The organism is Shewanella vesiculosa (genome assembly GCF_009994065.1).
In the GTDB taxonomy this organism is placed as follows: domain Bacteria; phylum Pseudomonadota; class Gammaproteobacteria; order Enterobacterales; family Shewanellaceae; genus Shewanella; species Shewanella vesiculosa.
Genome location: NZ_JAACSD010000016.1, coordinates 70,282 through 90,845, shown reverse-complemented (window position 1 = coordinate 90,845; position 20,564 = coordinate 70,282). Strand labels below are relative to the sequence as shown.

The following is a 20,564-nucleotide window of genomic DNA, read 5'->3' as shown; positions in this document are numbered from 1 at the left end:
TATGTAGCGGGCTTTTTTACGTCTGCAATTTGTGGCTGAAAGCCGTTCTTGGACCTAAACCATTGACCCGTGTGGATGATATGCCCATGCGAGAGTCGGTCATTTCCAGGCGCTAAATGCTACAGCAAGGCCACTCTACTCGAGTGGCCTTTTTGTTTTGTGCTTTAAACCTAAGCAATTAGTCAGTGTGGCCAGTATGCCCATGCGAAAGTGAGTTATTTCTAGGCGCCTATTTGACTTGAAAGAGTCGTGAAACAGCCCGCTATTATGTAGCGGGCTTTTTTACGTCTTTAATTTGTGCTTGAGAGCCGTTCTTGGACCTAAGCCATTAGCCTGTGTGGTTGATATGCTCATGCGAGTGTCCGTAATTTTACGTCTATAGTTAAAATGTTTTGAGTTATCTGTTGTTTACCTGTGCACATTAAGTAAAACATTATTGCTGTATGATCGATATGCTCAGATGAGAGATGATGGCTGTACGCTACAAACTGATGTATCAGGCTTTTGCTCTAACTGACTAACATTGAACCTTAGTTAACCTAAATAACTTATTGTCTACTTGTTCACATTTGGCTGTTAGATGGTTAATCTAGTCATCTAATTGTTTTGCAGTTTGATTAGATAAAGCTTAGCGTTATGCAATAAGTTGTTTCGTTTGATTTATTTTAGAGTACGTTACACCAATAATATCCTGAGTGTTTATTGTCATGGCGCATGTTTTATCTAGGTAAATAAAATTACACTTACAGCATAAACAAGGTAGAGTATGTAGATCGATTTAAAGCTCCTAATAAATCAATAGTTTTTTATTTTGTATATGTTATTCGTCTTCATAACTATTGCTTTACTTGTTGATAAGATAACCGTTAGCGTATCTTCATATATTTAATTGGGTGGGTTTATTTTGCCTCGTTTGCCAAAAATTTCTCTGTCTATAATTGTCCCTGTGTGTGTTTTCACCCTCTACTTCGGCTTAGTATCTGGAGAGTATTTTTATGAGCATGCTGAGCTAAATGATCAGTTGGCATTAAGACAATCAGAGCAAATACAGAAAGACTTATTCAGAATGCGTCATGTGGTTGAATCTTCAATATTGATGCAAGATCCTGAACGGATAGAGCAGGAGGTTGCGTTAGTTTCAACCGATCAGAATATGATGGTCTATGTGATCCTTGATTCAGATAGTAAGATTCAATTTGCGAATCATATTATTTGGCGAGAAAGTAATGCTACCAATGTGTTAGAAGGTTATTCTGCTGATTTGCATAGAAGTGTTGTCAGCAATAATAAATCTTATTTGAAGGTTAACTTTGATCGTCTATCTATCCAAGCCTACTACCCTGTTAATGCGAATTCACGTTACAGTTATTCAAACTCCGTTGAACTGATTTACTTAGAATATGACATCGCTAATATATTAGCTGAAGCTGTTGATAGTCTCTTAAAGCGTTTTATGGAGATATGGGGCATAGGCGCTTTGTTACTGTCGTTATTTTGCGTGATGTTGCACTATTTGCTTATTCGGCCATTGAGCCAATTAAGCCAAGCCGCCAAAAACCTTGATTCACCTGACTTCAATACTGATATTGTGTGTGCATCAACTGAGTTGGTTAACTTACGAGATTATCTAAATCAAGTTAATGGGCGACTATCTCGAAGTAAGAAGCGTCTTAATGATGCTGAGCAACGCTGGCTATTTGCTGTTGAGGGGGCTCGTAATGGTATTTGGGATTGGTGTATTTCTACTGGTGATGTGTTCGTTTCTGATCGTTGGAAAGATATCATAGGCTATCAGCCTTATGAGCTCGATAATGATTATTCTGTGTGGGAATCTCGTTTACATCGCGATGATAAAGCACAGGTTTTAAATACACTACAGAATTACATTCAGAATCAACATGAATATTATGAGAGTGTTTACCGTTTGCGCCATAAAGATGGCCGTTATATTTGGATTCTTGATCGTGGGAAAATTGTTGAGTGGGATGAACTCGGTCGGCCACTGCGTATTATTGGTACGATAACAGATGTTTCTGATGATGTTAAAAATCAATCAATTACCAATGAAAAACAAAGTCATAGCGGCCTTACGGATATCATTAATCGTGACCTATTAGCTGATCAACTGTTCGACCTACAAGTTTTCAGTCGTGAAACTGGCCAGTTCTCTGCACTGTTGATGATTAATTTAGATAATTTTAAATTAATTAATGATGGCTTGGGACGCCAGCTTGGTGACCGATTATTAATGCAGATAGCGGCAAGGTTATCAGCTACTTTTTCCAGTGTTGGCCAAGTTGCACGCCTTGGCGCTGATGAATTTGTCTTTTTAGTCAAAAACTTTGGTAATGATATCGATCAAGCAAATAAGCGTGCGCTAGCATTGGCAAGCGAAGTTAGACAGTTGATTGGGCGTAGTTTTACTATTTCAGATCAAAATTTATCCATTACTGCTCGGATTGGATTAGTCGTTTTTGATGGTATTGAGTCCTTAGAGCCGCAAGTATTACTGGCTCGTGTCGACAGCGCTTTAGAACAAGCAAAAGAGAGCCGTTCTAATGGTTGTGCTATTTATCAATCTGAATCTGTTCAGCATCAGGTTCAACCATTTAAATTACAAAACGAATTGAAACTTGCGATTCATAATCAGCAAATGTCATTAGTCTATCAACCTGTTGTCGATCAAGCTGGACAGCTCAATAGTGTAGAAGTCTTGATGCGTTGGTATCATCCGCAGTATGGCTACATTAGCCCACGCAAGTTTATTACATCTGCTGAGTTGTCTGACTGTATCTTTGAGTTAGAGTTGTGGGCGTTAGATCAAGTTTGTGAAATGATTAAAACACTTCAACAAGCTAATGCAACTATTCCCATAATGTCGTTAAATATATCTTCACGCCATTTTCATCAAGATCACTTTGCTAATGTGATAATGAATCGAATTAACGCAGCACAAATATCTCCATCGTTACTTCAATTTGAGTTAGCGGCAGATGTGTTTGTGGTAAATGCGAGTGTCGCTAAAAACAAAATTGCTGAGTTACAACGATTTGGTATCAATATTGCGATGGATAATTTTGGCAGCGGATCTTGTGCTGTTTATTTGCTGCAAGGTATTCGTTTTTCACAAGTGAAACTAGCAGCCGTTTACCTTGAAGACATTGAATTTAACCCTGAAACCTTCAATATTGTTAATGCTATTATTGAGTTTGCAGCTAAATTAAATTTCCCTGTTGTGGCTAAACAGGTGGAGAATAAGCAGCAACTTAATTTATTAACACACGCAAAATGTACTTGGTTCCAAGGTTATATTATTAGTAGGCCATTAGATAATGACGACATCATTCAATTGATTAAGACTCAGCTATCTTTGAGTGTTGTGCCATAAAATCGATAGCATAAGAAAGCGCAATATTACGCATTTTATCACTCTCAATAAACACCTCGTGATACGCGCCTTCAATGACGACTTTATGACAATGATTACTGAGTGTTTGATTTTGTGACTCGTTACATACAATCCTATCTTTCTCAGCTTGCAAGATTAATATCGGGGTTTGGCTGTTTTTAGCATAGCTAATCGTGCTCTGCGCCGCATTCATTGCTTCAAGTAACCAATGATTCGTGGGCGAGCCCAATTGCACCTGAGGATTTTCCTCAAACACGTTGCGATAGTGCTGGTAGCGATATTGGCTATGAGTGAGAAGATTTCGCTTAAAGCTATCGGGTTTGTAATGAGTACCACCAAGCACAAACGTACTGTGCACTTTACCTGCTTCAAGGCGATTGTTATCAAGTTTTTGAGCTAACCAATGGACAAGTGATTTCGCAAACGGTAACCGTATACCAAACATTGGTGCTGAAAATACCGCTGCTGCAAATGTTTGTGGGTATTGATTAAGGTAATCACTTGCGATGGTACAGCCCATTGAGTGGGCGATACAAAATAACTCATCATGCTGTTGTGGACTAACTATTTGCTCGATAAATTGAGCCAAGTCAGCAGTGTAATCGCTAAAGTTTTCTACATAACCCTGAAATGGATTATGGGTGAGTCTATCTGATAAGCCTTGGCCTCGATGATCTAAAGCGTAAACGCTGAATCCTTGTTGATACAAATCAAACATCAATTCTTGATACTTTAAATAAGATTCAACTCTGCCATTGCTGATCACGATAGCGCGTTGCTTATTGGGGTGTTCGATCATTGCATAGGCAATGTTTATATTATCAGGAGTACAGAAACTCGATTGCTGTACTTGCTGCCAAAAGTGTCGCTGTTCGCTGGTATCGAGTTTTAATTCTGATGAAAATTTCATGTAATGCATTGTGATTAAGCCAGTATGTTTGAATCTAAAATAATATTTAATTTCTGAGTGTTTGTTTAATTTATACCTTGCTTGTCTCTTCTATCTTCGCCTGCTGGCGAGTGATAAACTCATCAACCATTTGCTCTAGTACCGTCATTGGGATGGAGCCATTTTCTAAAATAGCATCATGGAACTTTCTGATATCAAAATCCTTTCCTAATGCTTTCTCAGCTTTGGCGCGCAAGCGTTTTATGGTTAATTCACCAATTTTGTATGATAGCGCTTGGCCCGGCCAAGAAATATAGCGATCGATTTCCGTGGTGACGTTGTGCATTGAAAGGGCTGTATTACTGGCCATAAAGTCGATCGCCTGCTGGCGACTCCAACCTTTAGCGTGCATGCCTGTATCAACGACTAGTCGCGCTGCCCGCCACATTTCATAGGTTAAACGGCCAAAGTTGCTATAAGGGTCTCGATAAAACCCTGCTTCAACACCTAAATATTCTGAGTATAAACCCCAACCTTCACCAAATGCAGAGATGTAACTGTAACGTCTAAAATTGGGTAAGTCAGTGAGCTCTTTATTGAGTGAAATTTGCAAATGATGCCCTGGAACGGCTTCATGTAACGTTAATGCTTCTAGCTCGTAAAGTGGTCGTTTATCCAAGGCATAAGTATTGACCCAATAATAGCCGGGCTCGTCGTCACGGTTTGAGCCAGAGTAGCGCCCAGTAGTATATTTAGGTGCTATTTCTGCGGGCACTGGCGCAATACCATAAGGGGTGCGGGGTAATTTTCCAAAATACTTAGGCAATATGGCATCGGCTTTTTTGGCAATAAACGCTGCTTCTTTAAGTAGCTCATCTGCCGTTTTGGGATAGAACTGTGGGTCGGTGCGTAAGAATGCTAAAAATTCAGCAAAACTGCCCTGAAAGCCAACATCTTTAATGACTTGCTCCATTTCTGCTCTTATTCGCGCGACTTCTTGCAATCCAAGTTGGTGGACTTCATCTGCTGTCATAGGCAGTGTGGTGTAATATTCCACTCTGTTTTGATAAAAAGCTTTACCATCCGGTAAGGCGGAGGCGGCAATATCTACCCGTGCATTGGGAATATATTCTTGAGTCATAAAATCATAAAACTGCTGATAAAGTGGCAGTACAATTTGCTCAACAGTTTCCCGACCTTGTTTGGTTAACGCTTGCTTTTCTACTGCGCTAAAATACTCTGGATAGTGGGTAAACGGCGTAAAGTAACCACTGGCCTCAACAGGCACAATAAACGCGCTAATGCTGTCTTCAAAACCATTTAAGGTGATTTTTGCTGGGGTGATGCCATTGGCTAAGCCTTGTTTGAGCCAGTATGTTTGCTGAGCAAAATAGCGCGGTAGTTGTTTAAGTTTGGCTAAATAATGCTGATAGTCCTCAACACTACTGAAACGCGCTTTAGCAATCGATGCGATGTAAGCATGGAAACCACTTTCAGCCGTAATAGGTAAATAGTGGTCATGAAAATGATACATATCGACGTCATTTTGTAGCTGGTCTTGCAAAATTTTGGCATTGATGACATCAGATTTTGATAACTGTGTTCGATCAAGTTGTTTGAGTGTATTGAGAATTTCGACAGTCTGTTGGTTTTTTTTTGCTAAGGTTTCTGCAGATAAATCGTCAAGCTTTCCTGCTGCTGTCGCATCACCTAAACTGGCGGCTAACTCTGGAGAATAGGCTAAATTAAGAGCCCAACTCTGGTCTATAATCACTTGCAAATCTGGCGCTATCAGTGTCTGTTGGCCTACGATTGATTCATTAACTTGAGTCGTCGGCGTATAGCTATTACAAGCCGATAAACTTAACATTATCAGTGCCGGTAGGATCAGTAAGCGCATCGATAGTCCTTGATGTTTTAATCTGTTTGTCAGCATTAGAGTATGCCCGATTTAAGCATAAAAAACACATCACAAATAAGTATGTTTTTTTGCTGTCATAGATTCCATATAAAAATATTGGTCATCAGAATTTATATCAATACATGTTAAACTTAGTGCTATTCTCTGACCGACAAAACTAAACTAACGGCAGGGTAAGTTTATAGGGGTTAATTATGATAGATAAAACCATTCCGCTGGTTGATTTGCATCGACATTTAGACGGCAATGTTAATGTAAAAACCATTTGGGAATTAGGCCATCAACACGGTATTCAGCTACCCGCTAATTCGCTTGAAGAGCTTGCGCCATTTGTGCAAATCCAAGGTAAAGAAAACAATCTAGTGGATTTTCTCAAGAAACTCGATTGGATGGTGGCAGTATTAGCTGATCTTGATGCTGTGAAACGTGTTGCCTATGAGAATGTTATTGATGCAGCATCACAAGGTTTAGATTACGCTGAGTTGCGTTTTAGTCCATATTACATGGCGATGAATCATAATTTGCCCATTGAAGGTGTCGTTGAAGCCGTTATCGATGGCGTACGTGCCGGTGTAAAAGAGCGTGATATTCAGATTAACCTGATCGGTATTATGTCGCGTTCATTTGGACAAGAAAAATGTCGCTTAGAGCTTGAAGGCATACTTGCTCATCGTGACAGCATTGTCGCGATGGACCTAGCCGGAGATGAACTTGGTTTTCCTGGCGACTTATTTACTGAGCACTTTAAGCGTGTTAGAGATGCAGGATTACACATTACTGCTCATGCTGGCGAAGCCGCGGGTGCTGAAAGTATGTGGCAAGCCATTAACGTTTTGGGTGCGACACGAATTGGTCATGGCGTGAATGCGATTCATGATCCTAAGTTGATGGAGTATTTGGCTAAGCATCGTATTGGAATTGAGTCATGCCCAACCAGCAACTTACATACGTCTACCGTTAAAGATTATGATGTTCATCCACTGCGTAAATTTATGGACGCAGGTGTATTGATTGGTCTTAATACCGATGACCCAGGTGTGAGCGCTATTGATATCGCGCATGAATATCGTGTGGTTCAATCTGAAATGGGTTTCAGCGATAGTCAACTGGCGACATTGCAACGCAATGGTGTTGAAATGGCCTTTATGTCTGACAGTGACCGCAAAGCGTTATACGCTAAAAAAGCTAAGTAAATAGCGAGTATGAATAAAAATAGCCAGCAAATGCTGGCTATTTTTGTATTCTACTTTGTATAAACAGTGAGTTAAATGACTCTTGAAAACTGCTGTTGACGGGCTTTTTGGCGATAATAGACATCAAAGCACATGCAAATATTACGAATAAGTAGCCGACCGGTCGGGCTTACTGTGAGCTTTCTGTCAGTAATATTGACGAGCTTATCATCGATAAACGTTTGTAATAGTTTGAGATCTTCCACAAAATATTCTTCAAAGTTTATCGCAAATTTCTGTTCAATTTTGGCCATGTCTAAATCAAAATGGCAGATAATTTGTTTAATTACCGCACGGCGAATTTCGTCATCGTGATTTAAACTACACCCTTTCCACAAAGCATGACCATTAGCATCAATCGCTTCGTAATATGGACGAATGTCTTTTTGGTTTTGGGCATAACAATCGCCAATTTGGCTAATAGATGACACACCTAAACCAAGTAAGTCACATTCTTCTTGGGTGGTATAACCTTGGAAATTACGATGTAATTTACCGGCATTTTGTAATTTTGCTAACTCATCATTGGGCTTAGCAAAATGATCCATACCAATAAATTGATAACCTGCTGCGGTTAACGATTCAATCGTTTGATGCAGCATATCTAATTTCTGTTGTGGCGATGGCATATCGACTTCTTTAATTTTACGCTGCGCCGCAAAACGCGATGGCAAGTGCGCATAGTTAAAGACAGATAGACGATCGGGAGAAAGCTCAATAATTCGGGCTATCGTTTTAGCAAACGTTTCGGGAGTTTGTAGCGGTAATCCATAAATTAAATCAACGTTAGTTGACACAAACCCGAGTTCTTTTGCTCTAGCCATTAAGTCGAAAATAAATTGTTCGTCTTGCTCACGGTTAACGGCAACCTGTACTGCTTTATTAAAATCTTGTACACCAATAGACACTCGGTTAAACCCAGCTTCTTTTAAGGTATCAAGCATGCTCAGCTCGATTTCTCTAGGGTCGACTTCAATAGAGTATTCACCCACATCTGCAAAATTAAAGTGTTCTTTAATCAGTGCGGTCAGTTTTAGAATTTGTTCAGGGTTTAAAAATGTAGGTGTACCGCCACCCCAATGCATTTGGGTTACGGTGTAATTTTTGAATAATGGTGCACGTTTAATAATTTCAGTGGCCAGATATTCAATGTATTGATCGGCTTTGTGTGCGTGGCGAGTAATAATTTTATTACAACCACAGTAATAGCAAAGCTTAGCGCAAAAAGGGATATGTACGTAAAGCGACAGTTTGTCTGATTTACTGTTTTGAATGGATGTCAGTAAATTCTGCTCAGTAAAGGCATCGTCAAACTCTAGTGCGGTCGGGTAAGAAGTATAACGGGGACCGCTGTAATTGTATTTTTCGATCATCGACTGATCCCAACTAATCTGAGTGGGCTGCTTCAAGGCGTGTCCTCCGGTGGTAAATTAGCAACAGGCGAATTATGCAATGTTCATGATCAAATAACCTTGATCTAGGTTGTAAAAATGAATGTTGCCTAGTGGAATAAAGGCACTTGAGCTAAGTCTTATATTGAATCTTAGTGGTAATGAGGGGTGGGTCACAGTTTGCGATAGCCAATGTGAGAGGTATTGAGCAGTAAGTCTGTCTTAAGGGTGAAGTTAACCTTACATTGGGATATCGGTAAGGTCAAAGGTGATGATTTTAGCCAACAGGTTTCATCTATTAGCCCTGTTGCGGTTAGTTAATACTAAAGTGCTGAGAACCTAAATTACGCGCTTTACCATCATATCTCACTTCAGTAAGTTGTACATTTCCGCTTTTATGTTTCAACACTATGCTGGTTGAACGAGTACCGTATTCTTCATGCTGGATAAAAATAGCAGACAATAGACGTTCCCATTCAAGGCTAATACCTGTTTGAGGTAAATCTTGATCCTTTGGTTGTGAGGTATCTCGCATGATAGCGAGTAATTGGTCTATGCAAGGTGTCTGCATTTGCTTGATATAGGTTTGCAGCTGTTGCTGGCCTTTAGCCATTTTAGGCCATATATCATCCAATGCGCCGTTACTTACCGCATGAAATCCAGGCTCGAGTTTAGTGGTAGTTGATGTTTTACTGTTAAAGCAGAGGAGTTGGTTGTGGTGTTCGAAGACTAAATTAAACGGATTATAATTAACCGAGTGTTCAGCTAGCCATTGACTATTAACGTGCTGTTTTGTTAGCGCATCAACCACTAATTCCCCACGACTACGAACGCCATTTTGCAGTTCAATGGAGCGAATATTGGTTATTCCTGCAAATTGGCCTTGCTCATTAATGCCTAACCAAGTGCCGCCAGCTTGCTTGTCTTGCCCAGCAATAATGGCAGGATGAGTTGGCCAGCGATACGCTGGTTCAGTCGCTCTGTGATGAAATTCGTCACGGTTTGCACAAATAATTAAGGGGTAGTCGGGATGCGCCTCAACGGCAATAAATAAAATACACATAGCGGCCCCCTTAAATATATTGTCATCATTAGCGACTAAATAGATTAATGATGATGTTTATGTGTCGATGCTGAGTCATGATGATGTGGCGCTTTAATGTCTGATGGATGGCCGTGATCATGTGAATGTGACACTGATTTGAGGTTAATCATCAAACGGCTTAAAAATTTGCGCGGCCCGAGCCTAAGTAAACTGGCACCAAACAATAAAACTATGGCCACTAAACCAATAATGTTAGCAGACTCTGGTAAGTGTAATGTTAATGTTGAACTCAATGTGAATTGGTCTGCCGCCATTAATCCTAGCAGTAAAATTCCGCCTAACATCAGCCCTTGTTTCCAATTCATTAACTTCAATTGACCAATACTAATTACTGGTGCGGCCAATAAAGTAAAGGCTACCGCAATTTGGCTCCAACCACTGTAAGCCAGAGATAAAGCCAAAATTACCGTGCCTAAATTACAAAAACGCATTGGTAAAAAGACTAACAATAAAATAAATACCTGCAATGCAGGGTTTGCTAGTGGTACAGATGGATGACCAATCAGATTTGCTAGTACTAAACTAAGAATTATCCAAGGCGCACTTCGGTCGACTAATTGACCAAAACCAAAACGCCATGGTGACTCTGATGCTGTTGGATGTGGGTCGGTTATCTCGACTTGTGCTAGGGTCATGAGTGCCCCTATCGCGAATAATCCCAGAGCTTGATAAAGCGCAAACCAAGGCCCTAATAATAAGATGGTAATTAATAATGCTTCCGGCCCCGCTAATCGCTGTAACCAACGTAGTCCCAAGGACGGATGAGAGGGGCGTAAACCAGATGCAAATCGAGCCGTAGCAATAAAATAGCTGCCTAATAAAATCGGTGAAATGGTCAGTAACCAACTCATAAATTGCTCTGAACCATGATTTTGATGAGCATGTTCATGGCCGCCAGTATCCATCAATAGCAGTAGCGCTAATAATCCTAAGCCTAATAAACTGCCAATACCGGCTTGGTATTGATATTTGCCCTGCTTGTCTTCTTGTTGATGACCATGAGGTTGATGTAATACCACGTGTAAAATTGAGCCGGTAACAAAGGCTTGCAAATAAACGGTATTTTCAAGGCTCAACTGGGCTAATAGGTGTTCACCTGCAAAGTAGCCGACGCTGGTTAATATCATCATTGCCGCTAATACAGCACTGGCCCATCGATTACCCACTTGTGGTTTGAGTAACCACCAAATGGCGACACCAACAGGTAAGCGATGCATGATCACGCCTAAGGCCAGCAGTGTTGAATTGCCATCCTGTTGCGCCAAGACCATGGCTCCGCCGTCGGTCACTGTGTGTAACAGGAGCCCGGCAATACCTAATGTGAGAGTGATGTTATGGGTGATATCTGAATAGCGATGAAACAGCTTTTCACTGGCTGTTGGTCCCCAAACGCCGAGCATGACAAACAATAGCGTGATGAACCCACCATGCTCCAATAGCTCAGGCAAAATATGGATGAGCACTAATCCGCCAAGAGAGACAAAAATGAACCCATCTAAGCCCTTTTGCAATCCGCTACCTGACGCGAAGAAGCGATAAAAAAGTGGCCCAAACAGCAGTGCAACACAACTAGCAATTAGATAGAGCATGTTATCCAGAAATCAATCGAAAAAAACAACGCAGTATATCATTTTAAACCAGTATTGTAGCGTGTGAATCTATTAAGCTGAGAAATTTACCTAAAGAGGGGGCTAATTTTGATCGCGTTTTTGGGCATGAGGTTGAAAAAGTTTTTTAGATCATAACTTTGGTAGTAGTGGTGCGGCTATTTATTTGGGGGGATTTGTTGCAATCATTTACGACGATCACCTTACGATTAGCAATAAAGTAGTGGTTTGCATCGCAAATATTGTGCTGTTAGGTATACAATGTAGCCTATGTTTTTTAATTAAAAGATTGTCGTCCATGGATATTTTTTCTGCAGCTGTCATGTTGTTCTTGATTATGGACCCGCTAGGTAATTTACCTATATTTGCTTCCATATTACGTCATATTGACCCCAAAAAACGTCGTAAAGTCTTAATCCGTGAGCTATTGTTTGCGCTTATTATTATGTTGTCTTTTTTGTATGCTGGCGAAGCTATCCTTAACTTTCTCAACTTACGTTCTGAATCCGTGAGTATTGCTGGCGGCATTATCTTGTTCTTAATCGCGATTAAAATGATTTTCCCATCGCCAGGCGGTGTTGCTGGATTAGCCGCCGGGGAAGAGCCTTTTATTGTCCCTATGGCAATCCCATTAATGGCAGGACCATCTATTTTGGCGGCATTAATATTACTGGCGCACACAGATAGTAGTCGTATGATTGATTGGACCATAGCACTGGTCTCAGCATGGGGAATGAGTGCGGTTATTTTAATGTTTTACAAGTTGTTTACTCGCATACTTGGTGAGAAAGGCTTAATCGCAGTAGAGCGGTTAATGGGGATGGTTTTAGTGATGATCTCGGTACAAATGTTACTTGATGGGATATCGAATTATATTAATTCCGCCACGAATTAAGCCATTATTTCTCGATAGGTTTTACAGACTATACACTTCGTTCGAAAGATTAAAAAATCAATCTGTCTACCTAGTACTGGTTACTCGTAGAGCGTTAAAGCCGACCTAATAGGGTCGGCTTTTTTGTTTTAGAAGCAGAATAAATCATCGTTTATATTAATTTTTAAGCGAACGGGAACATTTACATTAAAGAATGTCTAATTTAATTGTAACCCATAGGTTGCAGCTGTTAATGTCATGTGATTATTGTTTGGGGTGAATTATGAAATACATTATCGTCATGCTGGGACTGGCTTTTATGACCTTGCAAGGTTGTCAAAATCCATCGGTGGCATCAAACGTAGACGAGCAAGCAGCCGTAACTAAACCATTAATTAAAGACTGTGGTCCAAGTGCAATGCCGCCTTTACGTGATAGGACTAAATTAATTGAAAACTTGCGCGCGAAAGGACTCATCACCGCCGATATGGACCAAGTACAAGTCGATAAAATGGTTGCTGATTACATCACCAAACGTCAAAAAGCATTTGAAAAATGTCACAAACCAACACTTAATACAGGGAAGTTAAAATGAGTAAGTTGACCAAATATCAAGGGTTAATTGTTTCAACGTTATTACTGGCATGTAGCAGTATGGCAGCACTTGCGGCTCCGCAAACAGGCACCCCAGCAGATGGTGGATTGATTAATGAACAGCAAGTGCTGTACTGGTTAATTAAACGTGGTGAAGTGGCAGCTGATGCCAGTGATGTTGAAAAACAAGCTGCAGTGGACGAATTTGTGAGCCGTGGCCGTCACACCACATTCAAACCTGCAGCGATTGAAGTGAAAGCTGAACAATTGCGGGTTAAACGTGCAGCACAAAAAAACACTAAAAGTGCGCAATATGCCGCTGCAAATAACAAAGTGTTAGCCGATCAAGATATTACCAAAACGGTAAAGGTTTTAGCTGTGTTGGTAGACTTTCCAGATTTACCTCATGGTGCCAACCAATTAAAGGCTGGCGATAGCGACATGTATTACAGCAACTACCCAGCAGCACATTATCAACAACTGTTATTTTCACAAAACGGTTTTGCAGGTCCAAGTAACCAAACTTTACAATCGGCTTATCAGTATTTTCAGGCGGTATCGGGTAACAGTTTCTACTTTACCGGAGAGGTAAGAGATTGGGTCACAGCAGATCATGACGCCGCATACTATGGCGGTAATAATGGCAATGATGACGATAATGCAGTACCTGAGCTCGTCAAAGAGGCGGTCACGAAAGCTGTCGTTGGGATGACCGATGCTGAGCTAGAGAGTTATGACATTGAAGACCCTTTTGATATCGATGGCGACGGTAATTATGATGAAGCTGACGGAATTATCGACCATGTAATGTTGTTTCATTCTAGTATCGGTGAAGAAGCTGGTGGTGGGGTGTTAGCTGATGATGCTATTTGGTCGCACAGATTTTATGTGGATTCCAACACCAATGGCTATGTTATTCCTGGGCGAGGTGGTTTAAAGGTATTTGGCTACACAGTACAACCTATCGATGCTGCAGCAGGTGTATGTACTCACGAGTTTGGTCATGATTTAGGCTTGCCTGATGAGTATGACACCACTAACAGTGGCGATGGTTCACCTGTAGGAGCTTGGTCATTAATGTCTGGTGGTAGTTGGACTGGCAGTATTGCTGGGGCTCAACCGAGTGGCTTTAGCCCTTATGCAAAATCTTTTTTACAACAAAAGTACAAAGGTAAGTGGGTTAATGAACAGCATATTTCATTGGCTAATTTAACCAGTAGTGGCACTGCGGTAAAGCTAAATCATGCAGTAAATAGTGATGCCATCAACCAGTTATCGATTGCGCTGCCTGCTGAAAATATCGCCTTTAAAGCGCCATTAACAGGTAAGTATCAGTATTATTCAGGTCAAGGTGACATGATGAATAATGCTATGTCGTTCAATGTGTCATTACCATTAGATACGCCGTTAGCATTATCATTTCAAGCTCACTGGGATATTGAAGATGATTATGATTATGTACAAGTTCTGGTTGATAGCGTAGCAATAGAAGGTAACTACACCAGTTCAACTAATGCCGTTTATCCAGCAGTAAAAAACTTTATTAGCGGAAAATCGAGCAACATTAGTACCGCAGCGGGTTTAGATGCTTGGGTTAACATGAACTTTGATTTGAGTGCTTATGCCGGCCGAGATGTGCAGATCAGTGTGGTCTATAAAACCGATGAAGCAGTTGGCGATTATGGTATGGCTATTGATGATATTCAGTTAATTAACCAAGGTTCAGCGTTTTATATTGATGGCGCTGAGGCTGATGGTATGGCGACATTGTCTGGTTTTAGCCGTATTGAAGATAGTCTTCCGGGTAAAGCGAGACGTTACATTGTGCAATTACGCAGTCATCAAGGTGTAGATGCCGGACTGGTTTATGACAATTATGAACCTGGAGTATTATTGTGGTTAGAAAATTTTAACCAAAATGATAATAATGTTTCAGACCACTCAGGTAAAAGCTTAATTGGTGTAGTCGATGCAGACCAAAATTTGATTGGTGCTCAGCGGACTGATGTGCAGATTCGTGACGCAGCATTTAGCTTGTACCCACAAAGTCCTTATGTTGGTGACAGCCACCTAGCCGCTGAGTCTCTGTTTGACGACAATCGCGATTACAGTGCGCCGTTAAAACAACAAGCCGGTATGATATTGCCAGAGCTTGGATTGACCATGCAAATCACTGAACAAGCCAGCGATAGCAGTACTGCAACCGTTGAGTTTGCCTTATCTGATAGCAGCGAGTTGCCTCCAGTATCCTTAGTTGCCGAGATGAACGTGCAAGCTTCAGGTGCCGATGTTAGCTTTAATGTGATTGTCAGCGGTGGCAGTGATTACAGCTATGCATGGTCGTTTGGGGAAAACAATGCCACTAGTAGCGATACTGCACCAAGCTACACATATTCAGCATCGGGAGACTATATTGTCAGTGTGCTGGTAACTGACGCGGCAGGTAATACTGTCACCGCAACTGACACGATAAGAGTGGTGATTCAGCCTTTAGCTGCATTTACCTTGAATCAAACCGATCTAACAGTAGCGCTGACTAATACGTCTAAGCAAGGTTTTGGTAATTTGACTTATTTGTGGGATTTTGGTGATAGCAGTAGTAGCACGGTTGAAAATCCAAGCCATACTTATAACACCGCAGGGACTTATACCATTACATTAGTGACCACAGATTCTATTGGTAATGAAGTGACGGCTAATCAAGTTATAACGGTGTCCTCGCCAATAATTACAGCTACTGCGTCTACAACGACAACAGACAATGGCAGCAGCGGTGGCAGTTTGGGATGGCTAACTATATTGATGCTGAGCTTGTTTGGCTTCTTACGTAAGCGGGTTTAATCATCACCCTCTAAAAACGCCCTCAAGGGCGTTTTTAGATTAACGATACCAGATCGCCGAGTGAGGCTGAGTTAATCTTGTTCAACTTTGATTGATGTATTCGACCGCCGCAGGCAGAAAAATCTCGCTGACAATCAGTTGTGAACCATACAGATTAAAATAGCGACGACGGCCCCATAAGCTACTGTTAACTTTTTGATTTAAGCTGGTGGCTAATGCAGCTAAACGCCCGCAGGTTTCAAACTGGGCTACTTCAATATTGCCGGGAGTAATGTCTGGGCTATTAAATAATAATTCACCTAGTGGACGAGTGCCAAGACGGGTGAAATCATTAGGTTGATGACCATTATTCTTGTGTTGTGAGTCGAGAATGATTTGTGGGATCAGCGTGCGGGCAAATACCCATGGGATGCCATCAAGACACAATAATACTTCTCGGATCCAAACTGGATCTGTTTGAGTGGGAAATTCATCTGCTAGAGGCTGAAGTAAATGCTCGCCTAACACTCTTACTTCGAAGAGTTTACAGTGTGTCTTAAGACGTTTGGTTAAACTTCCGGTCGCTAATAACCAGTCTTTAAGTTGGCTGTGGGGCAATGAGTCGATTTTTTGTGGCGAAAACCAATGAATTGATTCACCATAAGGAAAGCTAGTACTGGTCACATTCATTTAAAACTCGTTACAATATATGTCAACGGCAGTAGTCTATCATGTCAAAGATGAGCAAACACTCCTAAGGGAGTGAGCAATATAGCTTAATTTAAGTAACGTTCCACATCGACGGAGTTTATCTCACTATGAAAAAATTGGTTTCAACGTTAGTTATGCTGTGTTGTTTGGCATTTAATGTCCATGCTGCAGATGAGCCTGCTGTTGAAGATTATGCATATTATGGCTTTGAGCCTGATATTGTTACTAACTATATTTCTAATCGTAAAAAGTTAGGTTTTGTTAAAATTAGTGTTGAATTGATGGTAAAAGATCCTAATGATTTAATGAGCTTAGAGCATCACGATCCTTTGCTTCGCTCGGCCATCGTTGAGATTTTAGGTAATCAATCGGAAGAAAAGGTTAAATCCTTATCTGGACGTGAGGAAATTCGCCGTGAATGCTATGAGATGATTAACCGCTTAATGGAACAAGAAGTCGGTCGTCCTATTGTGGTTAACTTACTCTTTACTAAATATTTATATGATTAATGGCTCGTTCAATAACGCAGTTGCAGCGAGCAAATCCTGATATGACTAAGCGGTCGCTAAACCAGCTTGCTGTTAAAAGACATTCCGCCTCAGCAGCGTCCAGTAAACCTGTGCTGTCAAAAGCGTTGCATTCGCGTAATGCCCATAAACAGGGGTATGATTTTGACGCACTGATAATCGCAGTGCCTGCATTGGCCGCTTTTGTTCGTCCAAATCCTTACGGTAACGCCTCTATCGATTTTGCCGACCCTCACGCGGTAAAATGTCTCAATACCGCTTTATTATTGAGTGAGTACAATATCCGAGGTTGGGATATTCCTAATGGGTATCTTTGTCCGCCAGTGCCTGGTCGTGTTGATTATTTGCATTACATTGCTGATTTATTGGCCGTTAATGGCAAGATAATTAAAGGGGCGAGTATTCGTTGCTTAGATATTGGTACGGGTGCCAATGGTATTTACCCATTATTAGGGATTCAAAGCTACGGTTGGCAATTTGTCGCATCGGATATTGACCCAGTTTCTATCGACAATGTGGACCAGATCGCCCAACAAAATCCGCAAATTTCAACTTATTTACAGTTAAGGTTACAGCAACAACCCGAGCATATCTTTAAGGGGATCATTAGCGCAGATGAACGGTTTGATGTCAGCTTGTGTAACCCGCCGTTTCACAGCTCTTTGGCTGAAGCATCGGCAGGTACATTACGTAAAGTCACCAATTTAGCTAAAAACCAGCAGAAAAAGCATGGCCAACAATCAAGTCAACTCGCCGTGAGCCAAGTTAAGCCTACGCTTAATTTTGGCGGTCAAAAAGCCGAGTTATGGTGTGATGGTGGTGAGCAGAAATTTTTGGCCAACATGATTAAACAAAGCCGCGACTATGCCAGCCAAGTGCTATGGTTTACCTCATTAGTGTCTAAGTCAGAAAACCTTAAACCTTGTTATCAATTACTCAAACAGGTAAACGCCGTTGAGGTAAAAACCATTGAGATGACACAAGGTAATAAAGCCACACGCATTTTAGCGTGGAGTTTTTTAACCCCAGCGTTACGTCAACAATGGTCTACATTAAGGCGTTAATCTTTGATGGCATCAAATGTGATGGTTTCACAACCGTGATACACCAAAAAATGTCTGCCTTTGGCGCGAGCGATTAAGGTGATGCCCATTTGCTTAGCCAAGTCTAAACCCATTTGAGTCACGCCACTGCGCGACAGTAATACTGGTATGCCCATCTTGGCGACTTTGATCACCATTTCTGATGTTAACCTTCCGGTAGTATAGAAAATCTTATCGTGTCCTGATTGCTGATCCAACCACATATCGCCCGCTAAAGTATCGACGGCATTATGGCGTCCTACATCTTCAACGAAGGCTAAAATTTTCTCATCTTGGCATATTCCACAACCATGAACTGCACCTGCATTTTTATAGGTTTCATTGTAAGCACTAATATTGCTGAGCAGATGATAAATAGTCGATTGTGTCAGCGATGGAGTAGGTAAACTTATGTCATCTAATCCTTGTAAAAATCCTCCGTAAACAGTGCCTTGACCACAACCGGACGTAACTGTCTTTTCGGCTAGTTTCTGCTCAATATCTTCGGATACTTCTTTGGTGATCACCGCAGCAGAACTGACATCCCAATCAACAATAACTGACTCTAATAAACTTAAATCGCTAATAAACCCTTGGTTTTTTAAATAACCAAGGGTTAATGACTCAGGTTTTGCGCCTAATGTCATCAAGGTCACAATCGGACGCCAATTTAAATAGACAGTTAATGGGCGTTCACAGGCAACAAATTTATCGACGATTACGCCTTGTTCGTTAACCGCTTTAACTGCAATGGTCAGTGGTACTTGAGTATTAGTTTTAACAAACTTTATCGCATCGCGCGTTAAAGATGTGGCTGAAACAGATTGAGTCATAAGTGAGATAGCCTCTTAATGGGTCTTTAATTGATGGACTGAGCGGCAGCATTTACTTGCTTCAACATTAGAAAGCATAGCAATTATTATTCCCGAAACTGAAAACGACTTGTCTAAGCGTGATCTAGCGCAAATCTTTACAAATTCAATATTTTTGCCGCGTATTTATGTCCCATCTAAAATGACACTATGGACATATTGTCCTATCCTTATGAAGGATTTAGGGATCTAGTTCAAAGTTAATTTACTTTTTAGTTGGCACTATTTTTGCTTTTACTTTAATAAATAATCAAATCAAGTGTATTTCAATACACACTTTCATGTCAGAGGTAAGCATTACCATGCAACACACCGACACGATTTGGCCGATGTATGTTTCACTCAAAAAGGTGCCAATCCAAGTAGGGCGCTGGGCATCGGTTCGCTGGGAACTTGACCAAATGGTTCCTGCAACACAACCGCAGCCTGAAAACTCTGTCTTAATACCACTTGAATTATATAAAGATCAACGAGGTAGTTATCGTATTAATCTCGATATGGATAATTCAACGCTCTATATCGTTTGTGATGAACTGATTGACGGTACCTGGGTGCCAGCAATGATCTCTGCCGACCAACATGTCAGTGCAGGTTGCCTTGAATCTGATACACCCGTGCTTAATATTCCTATGCCCAGTGCAATTGCGTGCTGGATAGAAGCATTTATCACTCGTCATGGCGAGGTTGAGATCAGTGCTCATCGACGCAAGCATGTTAATCGTCGTAAAAATGAAGGTCCTAGTGCAAATCACTCCGGGAAAATCCAATGAGCGATAACACAAAAGGTCTTCTTAACCGTTGGGAGATTAGACGTCAACGGGTTGCTGAAGAGGCTGAGCAAGAAGAATTATTGCAACATGCGCGAGAAAAACCTGATGACTTCAACATACTAACAGCGGAAGTCGACCAAGATAATAACGTGATAGATGCTGATGAGGTGGCAGACTCTGAACCGTTACCCGATCCCAGTACCATTGAAGTCGGCGGTAGTTTTGCTCGTTTTATGGCTAAAAGTGTTGATCCAACCACTAAAGCCGCAGCGTTAAGAGCCTTATGGAAACAGCCGCAATATGGTCACATTGATGGGCTTATCGAATATGCGCTGGATTATACCAATCAACCGCTATTGTCAGCAGATGTATCCGCTGAGTTAGCCAGTAAAGTGTTTCGTTATGTCATTAAAAAAGAACCGCCAGAACTTGAATTAGATCCAGAGGCCGTATCGACTGATTTATCTGCAACAGAACTTGCCCCAACGGATTTAGCCCCAACCGATTTGGCAAAAACCGAACTTTCTGAGCAAACTAGAGCGATTTCCGAAGAGGAGTCTATTGCTTCAACGGATGCAGATAAGCCAGAGGATGAACCACAAACCGCGGCGATATCGCCACAAGAACAACCGCTTTGTCACAATGATGACCTGATAAAGCAAGCTGCCGCCAGTGATGAGGCGAAAGCGTAATAACAGCAGTCACTGATGATGTGACCTAGATGAAAGCCGTTATGTAAAGATTTACAACTAGTTATACG

General features: G+C 41.2%; 16 protein-coding genes. 9 read left to right on the top strand and 7 right to left on the bottom strand.

Translation table 11 applies throughout. The features are described from left to right. The first annotated feature begins 904 nt into the window (after positions 1 to 904). Complete coding sequence (locus GW828_RS16335) at positions 905 to 3,388, top strand: putative bifunctional diguanylate cyclase/phosphodiesterase (protein WP_182723733.1); 2,484 nt, start codon at positions 905 to 907, stop codon at positions 3,386 to 3,388. Here the strand turns inward: GW828_RS16335 and GW828_RS16330 are convergent. Together GW828_RS16330 and GW828_RS16325 are read right to left on the bottom strand one after the other, a co-directional pair. Continuing rightward, on the bottom strand, positions 3,354 to 4,328 hold the full coding sequence (locus tag GW828_RS16330) for an alpha/beta fold hydrolase (protein WP_124017784.1): 975 nt from the start codon (positions 4,326 to 4,328) through the stop codon (positions 3,354 to 3,356). The genes GW828_RS16335 and GW828_RS16330 overlap by 35 nt on opposite strands. Positions 4,329 to 4,389: 61 nt before the next feature. Continuing rightward, positions 4,390 to 6,198, bottom strand: coding sequence for a DUF885 domain-containing protein (locus GW828_RS16325; protein WP_273059018.1), 1,809 nt, complete (start codon positions 6,196 to 6,198; stop codon positions 4,390 to 4,392). Positions 6,199 to 6,413: 215 nt separating this feature from the next. On the opposite strand from GW828_RS16325, the gene add reads away from it, so the two are divergent. After that, positions 6,414 to 7,412 (top strand): adenosine deaminase, encoded by a 999-nt coding sequence (add, locus tag GW828_RS16320; RefSeq protein WP_182698701.1) that lies wholly within the window; start codon positions 6,414 to 6,416, stop codon positions 7,410 to 7,412. A 71-nt stretch (positions 7,413 to 7,483) separates the two neighbouring features. Here the strand turns inward: add and hemN are convergent, their stop codons facing one another. From hemN to GW828_RS16305, 3 genes are all read right to left on the bottom strand, one after another. Next, positions 7,484 to 8,860: an oxygen-independent coproporphyrinogen III oxidase gene (hemN, locus tag GW828_RS16315; RefSeq protein WP_124017782.1), complete on the bottom strand. Its 1,377-nt coding sequence runs from the start codon at positions 8,858 to 8,860 to the stop codon at positions 7,484 to 7,486. Between the two features lie 295 nt (positions 8,861 to 9,155). Beyond that, the gene (locus GW828_RS16310) at positions 9,156 to 9,905 is read right to left on the bottom strand and encodes an NRDE family protein (RefSeq protein WP_273059011.1); all 750 of its coding nucleotides are present in this window, start codon (positions 9,903 to 9,905) and stop codon (positions 9,156 to 9,158) included. Between the two features lie 44 nt (positions 9,906 to 9,949). Beyond that, positions 9,950 to 11,536: a metal transporter gene (locus GW828_RS16305; protein ID WP_273059009.1), complete on the bottom strand. Its 1,587-nt coding sequence runs from the start codon at positions 11,534 to 11,536 to the stop codon at positions 9,950 to 9,952. A gap of 316 nt (positions 11,537 to 11,852) precedes the next feature. Here GW828_RS16305 and GW828_RS16300 point away from each other — a divergent pair, with 316 nt between their 5' ends. The 3 genes from GW828_RS16300 to GW828_RS16290 all read left to right on the top strand — a co-directional run bounded on the left by GW828_RS16300 (position 11,853) and on the right by GW828_RS16290 (position 15,863). After that, positions 11,853 to 12,449: a YhgN family NAAT transporter gene (locus GW828_RS16300; protein WP_124017779.1), complete on the top strand. Its 597-nt coding sequence runs from the start codon at positions 11,853 to 11,855 to the stop codon at positions 12,447 to 12,449. 262 nt (positions 12,450 to 12,711) lie between these two features. Beyond that, positions 12,712 to 13,023: a hypothetical protein gene (locus tag GW828_RS16295; protein ID WP_182723738.1), complete on the top strand. Its 312-nt coding sequence runs from the start codon at positions 12,712 to 12,714 to the stop codon at positions 13,021 to 13,023. Beyond that, positions 13,020 to 15,863 carry an immune inhibitor A domain-containing protein gene (locus tag GW828_RS16290; protein WP_273059006.1) on the top strand — a complete coding sequence of 948 codons (2,844 nt, stop codon included), beginning with the start codon at positions 13,020 to 13,022 and terminating at the stop codon, positions 15,861 to 15,863. Before GW828_RS16295 ends, GW828_RS16290 begins: the two co-directional genes overlap by 4 nt. Before the next feature lie 81 nt (positions 15,864 to 15,944). On the opposite strand, the gene GW828_RS16285 is transcribed toward GW828_RS16290, so the two are convergent. Then, a complete protein-coding gene (locus tag GW828_RS16285) occupies positions 15,945 to 16,532 on the bottom strand; it encodes a chorismate--pyruvate lyase family protein (protein ID WP_124017776.1) in 588 nt (195 codons plus the stop codon). A gap of 128 nt (positions 16,533 to 16,660) precedes the next feature. Here GW828_RS16285 and GW828_RS16280 point away from each other — a divergent pair, with 128 nt between their 5' ends. Both GW828_RS16280 and rlmF read left to right on the top strand, forming a co-directional pair. Further along, entirely contained in the window at positions 16,661 to 17,062 is a 402-nt protein-coding gene (locus GW828_RS16280) for a flagellar basal body-associated protein FliL (RefSeq protein WP_124017775.1), read from the top strand. Continuing rightward, a complete protein-coding gene (rlmF, locus tag GW828_RS16275; protein ID WP_273086162.1) occupies positions 17,062 to 18,144 on the top strand; it encodes a 23S rRNA (adenine(1618)-N(6))-methyltransferase RlmF in 1,083 nt (360 codons plus the stop codon). The genes GW828_RS16280 and rlmF overlap by 1 nt, the downstream gene beginning before the upstream one ends. Here rlmF and GW828_RS16270 read toward each other — a convergent pair. After that, positions 18,141 to 18,995 carry a formate dehydrogenase accessory sulfurtransferase FdhD gene (locus tag GW828_RS16270; protein ID WP_124017773.1) on the bottom strand — a complete coding sequence of 285 codons (855 nt, stop codon included), beginning with the start codon at positions 18,993 to 18,995 and terminating at the stop codon, positions 18,141 to 18,143. The two genes, rlmF and GW828_RS16270, sit on opposite strands and share 4 nt — an antisense overlap. Positions 18,996 to 19,336: 341 nt before the next feature. Here GW828_RS16270 and GW828_RS16265 point away from each other — a divergent pair, with 341 nt between their 5' ends. Both GW828_RS16265 and GW828_RS16260 read left to right on the top strand, forming a co-directional pair. Continuing rightward, a complete protein-coding gene (locus GW828_RS16265) occupies positions 19,337 to 19,804 on the top strand; it encodes a DUF3305 domain-containing protein (RefSeq protein WP_124017772.1) in 468 nt (155 codons plus the stop codon). Further along, on the top strand, positions 19,801 to 20,496 hold the full coding sequence (locus GW828_RS16260) for a DUF3306 domain-containing protein (RefSeq protein ID WP_273059001.1): 696 nt from the start codon (positions 19,801 to 19,803) through the stop codon (positions 20,494 to 20,496). The genes GW828_RS16265 and GW828_RS16260 overlap by 4 nt, the downstream gene beginning before the upstream one ends. Positions 20,497 to 20,564: the final 68 nt, after the last annotated feature.